Origin of the sequence: Mesorhizobium sp. M2A.F.Ca.ET.037.01.1.1 (assembly GCF_003998075.1) — a bacterium.
Classification (GTDB): Bacteria; Pseudomonadota; Alphaproteobacteria; order Rhizobiales; family Rhizobiaceae; genus Mesorhizobium.
This window is the reverse complement of the sequence record NZ_RZSA01000456.1, coordinates 1-5,060: the sequence shown is the minus strand read 5'-3', so window position 1 is coordinate 5,060 and position 5,060 is coordinate 1. Positions and strand designations below refer to the sequence as shown.

General features: G+C 63.4%; 5 protein-coding genes and 1 pseudogene. All 6 read left to right on the top strand.

What is annotated here, in order from left to right:
• Positions 1 to 453: SDR family NAD(P)-dependent oxidoreductase (locus EOA27_RS21325; RefSeq protein WP_127257089.1), on the top strand; the 453-nt coding region annotated here is incomplete at its 5' end.
• A gap of 202 nt (positions 454 to 655) precedes the next feature.
• Positions 656 to 1,492, top strand: a complete 837-nt coding sequence (locus EOA27_RS21320) for a transporter substrate-binding domain-containing protein (protein WP_189342594.1) — start codon at positions 656 to 658, stop codon at positions 1,490 to 1,492.
• Positions 1,493 to 1,521: 29 nt separating this feature from the next.
• On the top strand, positions 1,522 to 2,859 hold the full coding sequence (locus tag EOA27_RS21315; protein WP_245467180.1) for a cation:dicarboxylase symporter family transporter: 1,338 nt from the start codon (positions 1,522 to 1,524) through the stop codon (positions 2,857 to 2,859).
• Entirely contained in the window at positions 2,856 to 3,653 is a 798-nt protein-coding gene (locus EOA27_RS21310) for an amino acid racemase (protein ID WP_126078712.1), read from the top strand. Before EOA27_RS21315 ends, EOA27_RS21310 begins: the two co-directional genes overlap by 4 nt.
• Before the next feature lie 313 nt (positions 3,654 to 3,966).
• Entirely contained in the window at positions 3,967 to 4,818 is an 852-nt protein-coding gene (locus EOA27_RS21305) for a MetQ/NlpA family lipoprotein (protein WP_126078711.1), read from the top strand.
• An 83-nt stretch (positions 4,819 to 4,901) separates the two neighbouring features.
• A pseudogene (locus EOA27_RS42230) lies at positions 4,902 to 5,060 on the top strand (methionine ABC transporter ATP-binding protein); the annotation flags it as partial.

The following is a 5,060-nucleotide window of genomic DNA, read 5'->3' as shown; positions in this document are numbered from 1 at the left end:
TTCAACGCCAGCGGCCGCACACGCGGGCCGATCGCCGACCTCGATCCCGAGGCGGTCAAGCAAGCTTTGCTTGTCGGCGCTTATGGCGGCTTCCTGGTCGGCCAGCAGGCGGCGCACCGGCTCTTGGCGCGCGGCTCGGGGTCGATCCTGTTCACCGGCGCCACGGCGAGCCTCAAGGGCTTTTCCGGCTCGGCCGGCTTCGCCATGCCGAAATTCGGCCTGCGCGGGCTGGCGCAATCGATGGCGCGCGAGCTTTCCCCGAAGAACATTCATGTTGCGCATTTCATCATCGACGGCCAGATCGAGCCGGCCGGACAGGCGCCAGAGCCCGACCGCCCGGACCGCCGCCTCTCGCCCGACGCGATCGCCGAGACCTACCTTGCGGTCCATCGCCAGCATCGCAGCGCCTGGAGCTTCGAGGTCGAGCTGAGACCTTGGGTCGAGACGTTCTGACGACCCACTACAGGACTCTTCAACAACGCGCCCCGCCGCGAGCTGCGCTATTTTAGAAGATCTGCATATTTGATGATGCCATTTTAGCGATCTGCAATGTAAAAAGGGGAAAAATAAAAGATACCTTTACTTAACTTCGGCGTGCATACTGCGGACTGGTCAGATCTGTTGTCCGGCTCTCCTGCGCGAATTGAGAATGGGCATGCCGCTTACACGTCGCACGCTGTTTGCAGCCGGAGGCGGAGGGCTGCTGGTCGCGCAGGCGCAAGCCATGGCCACGCCGGCCAAGGCGCAAGACGCTCCAAAACCCATCGTGAGCGACAACAAGCTGCGCATCGCCATGCCGGCTTTCGCCTCCGATCCTTTCTTTCCGGCCGACGGCTCAGGCGACAAGGGTATCGACATGGACCTTGCGCGCGGCATAGCCGCCGAGCTTGGCGTCGAATCCGTGTTCGACCGGTCCGCCGTGACCTTCGATGGCATGGTGCAAAAACTGATCTCCGGTCAGGCGGACCTGGCAATCGGCAAGCTCAGCCGCACGCTTCAGCGCGGCCGCTCGATCCTCTATTCACGCCCTTATGCCATGCTGCATCAGGGGCTGCTCGCCAATCGCGTGAACCTGGCGCGCATCACGCAAGGCAAGCCGCCCGAACAGATCATCCGCGATTTCTCCGGCGATCTCGGCGTGATCGAAGGCTCGTCCTTCGCCACGTATGCGGCGGCCACTTTCCCGCACGCCACGATCCAGCGCTTCGCGGGCTGGAACACGGTCATCGACGCGATCCGCAATGGCACGATCGACCTTGCTTATCGCGATGATTTCGAGATCAAGAAGCTGATGGTCGATGACCCGTCGATGACTGTCGTCGCGCGCTCGATCACGCTGACGGACAAGGTCGACACAATCGCGGTCGGCGTTAGCCCGGCCAATCCGCATCTCGCGGCCTTTGTCGATCTCTATCTCGATCTGGCAAGGGGTCAGCAGGTCCTCAACACCGACGAGATCATTGCGCGCTATCGCCAGGGGAGCAAAGCCTGACAATGGCCGTCTCGGATGCAGCCGCACCCATGCCTCTCGATTGGCGCCTGGCGGCAAAGCGCATCTTGCGCTCGCCGTTGACGACGATCATCATGATCCTGGCCGGGATTCTGTGCGGACTGTACTACCCGACCTTCGCCCATGCGATCAGCCCCGTGGCGCAGGTCTACCTGAATTTCCTCAAGATGGTCGTCCTGCCTTACCTGGTCTCGTCCGTCATCTTCTCGATCACAGCCATGGTTCAGGACCCGAAATCGGTCCGCTATCTCGGTAAGGTGGGTATAGCCGTGTTGGTCGTGTCATTTCTCGCCGTGCTGGTCAGCGGCACCTATTCGCTGATCCTCAAGCCGGGCCAGATCGAGAACCCACAGTCGCGCATCGAGCTCGGCGAATTCATCAATTCGCAAGGCAGCGTCTCCACCGATCTCGCCTTCCCGTTCCAGCCGCCACCGCCCACCGCCGATCCGAACGGCGGACATTCGATCTTCCTGGACCTGGTGCCGAACAACGTTTTCAACGCGCTGGCCTCGGGCCAGACCATCCAGGTCCTCTTGTTCTGCCTGCTTTTCGGGCTGGCGATGGGCAAGATTCCCCAGCCCTCGTCGCTGAGCCTCTCACAGGCGCTCAACGCGGTGTATCGGGCCTGCACGGTGCTGACCAACTGGTTCGTCTGGGGACTGCCCTTCGCAACCTTCGTCCTGATCGCCGACCAGACCGCGTCGACCGGCACCAAGCCGCTGATGCTGATGGGCGGCTATCTGCTGGTGATGGGCCTTTCCTGCCTGACATTCCTCGCCGGCGCGTTCGCGATTATCGCCATCAGGTCGCGGCGAAGCTACTGGGCCACGATCAAGACCCTTCAGCCGCTTCTGATGGTTGCCATCACGACGCGCTCCACCGTCGCGTCGCTGCCCTGGGTCATCAATCTTTTGAGCGAGCGGCTGCGCTTCAACCTGGTGGTGGTCGAGCTGCTCGTGCCGCTGCAGGCGGCGCTGCTGCGGACCGGGCCGGCGCTGGTCTACACATCCGGCGCCCTGTTCATTGCCCAGCTCTACGGCCATCAGCTGGCGATCCCGGACCTCATGCTTGTCGGCGTCGTCTCCGCGCTTCTGGCGCTGACGACAGGCGGCATGGGCAGCCTGCTCATCCTCTCGCAGATGTCCATCGTCTGCGGCTATCTGAAGCTTCCCTTCGAGGCGGCGTTCGCCCTGTTCGTCGCGGTGGACGCGGCCGTGGACACGCTGATGACGCTGTCCAGCGTCTCCACCGTGGCGGCAAGCACGGCAATGATCGCACCCAGCCATCGGGAGACGGTGCAGAGCGCTGAAACCGTCGCGCAAGATCTCGAAGCCGAGCCCGCCCGATGATCGACGACGCCATCCGTCCGCAGCTCGGCATCATCGGCGGTCTCGGGCCGCTGGCATCGGCCGACTTCTACGTCAAGCTGACGCGGATGACCGAGGCGCTGCGCGACAACGAGCATGTGCCTTCCGTCATCCTCAGCGTGCCGCAGCTGCCCGACAGGACCGAAGCGATCCTCAGCAACCATGACGGGCCGCTGGCCCCGCTGACCGCTGCGGTCTCGACGCTCAACGCGCTCGGCGTTGCCTGCATCGCCATGCCCTGCAACACCGCCCATCATTGGTACGACAAGCTGGCGGCGAACTCGTCAGCCGAGATCATCCATATCGGCGACGCGGTGGTGGCGGAAATCCGCCGCGGCCTGGACCGGGGCAGGGTGGCGAACCTCGCAACCCCGGGCACCCTGGTTTCCGGTTTCTATCAGCACAGGATAGCGGCGGCGGGCTTCGACCTCTGCCTTCCGCAGGATGCCGAGTTTCAGGAACGCGTCGACAGCGCGATCATGCTCGTCAAGGCCGGTTCGATCGCGCAAGCCGCGGCCGAGACCGAGCGCGCGCTTCATCTCGCGCAAATGGCCGGCGCAGATGTCGCCCTACTTGGCTGCACCGAACTGTCCGTCGTGGCAGCCAGCCTCGGCGACACGAACGGACTGGTCGTCGTCGACAGCAATGCGGCGCTGGCGCGGGCCAGCCTGCAACGGTTGGGCTACCCTGTGCAGGAAGCGCGAGGCCTGCCCACCGTCTCGTCGCTGCCGGCAGACGGCCGGCCGTCCTTGCGTGTCACACGGCGGGCTTCCTAATGCATGGCGCCCAGAACTGTGCAGCGGTTCTGGGACAACGACATGCATCAAACAAAGACTTAAGGCCGCGTCGCCAGAATCCGGTTCGGCGCGACGAGCTTTAGACGCGCAAGTTTCCATCGCCTTGCCGTCGATATCCGCTTGCCAGCGGCCGATGTGCTCCAAGTCATAAAATCTTTGAGAGAATATTTTCCGCCTCCCGTCCGAGAGGAAATGCGCTTCTTTGCCCGAGCCGGCAGCATTGGTGATGCTTGATATCAAGGCTTCGCATCCCGCCAGGCCCAAATGATTTCAGGATTGCAAGGAACGCATCATGTCCGAACCCGGCAACGCTTCAAATTCTCTCGTTACGTCAATCACCAGGCGCGCCGGACTGGCGGCGCTTCTCGCCACGACATTGGCCGTCATCGGCCTCAACGCGCCGTCGTCGTCCTTCGCCGAGGAGAAGAAGGCGATCAAGGTCGGCATCATCAGCGGCGAGGATGAGGATGTCTGGCGCGTCGTCACCGCCGAGGCGGCCAAGAAAGGGCTGACCATCGAGACAGTCGTCTTCAACGATTACACCCAGCCCAACGAGGCGCTGGAGCGGGGCGAGATCGACGCCAACGCCTTCCAGCACAAGCCCTATCTCGACAACCAGATCAAGACGCAAGGCTATCATATCGTGCCGGTCGGCTATACCGGCGTCTGGCCGATCGGGCTCTATTCGAAGAAGCACGCCAAGGTCGCCGACCTGCCGGAAGGCGCTGTCATCGGCCTGCCCAACGACCCGTCCAACGAGGGCCGCGCGCTGCACGTGCTGGAGCATGAGGGCCTGATCAAGCTGAAAGACGGCACCGGCATCCTGGCGACGACCGCCGACATTGCCGACAACCCGAAGAAGCTCGAGATCAAGGAGCTCGACGCCGGCATCGTCGGCCGCTCGGTCGACGATCTTGACGCCGCGGTCGTCAACACCGACTGGGCGCTGAAGAGCGGCCTCGGCCCGGAAAACCGCATCGCGCAGGAGCCGGTGGCCGACAATCCCTACCGCAACTTCATCGCGGTCAAGATCGGAAGCGAGAACGAGCCCTGGGTGAAGACGCTGGTCGCCTCCTACCAGAATGAGACGGTCAAGGCCGAGTTCGACAAGGTCTACAAGGGCACCGGGATCAGCGCCTATTGACCGGCGCATGGTTGGCAGAAATGGGCGGTCCGCTGTTGAGCGGGCCGCCGTCGCGTTTGCGTGACACTGAAACGGAAACAGAGATGAACCAGCATGTCACCGCCGGACTTGCCGACCCGGTCCGCGTCGAGCCGACCGGGCGGGAAGACGTTGTCCGCCTCGTCGATCTGAAGCGCCGCTTCGGCGCGACGGCGGCGCTCGACGGCGTCTCGCTGACCGTGAAGAAGGGCGAGATCCTCGGC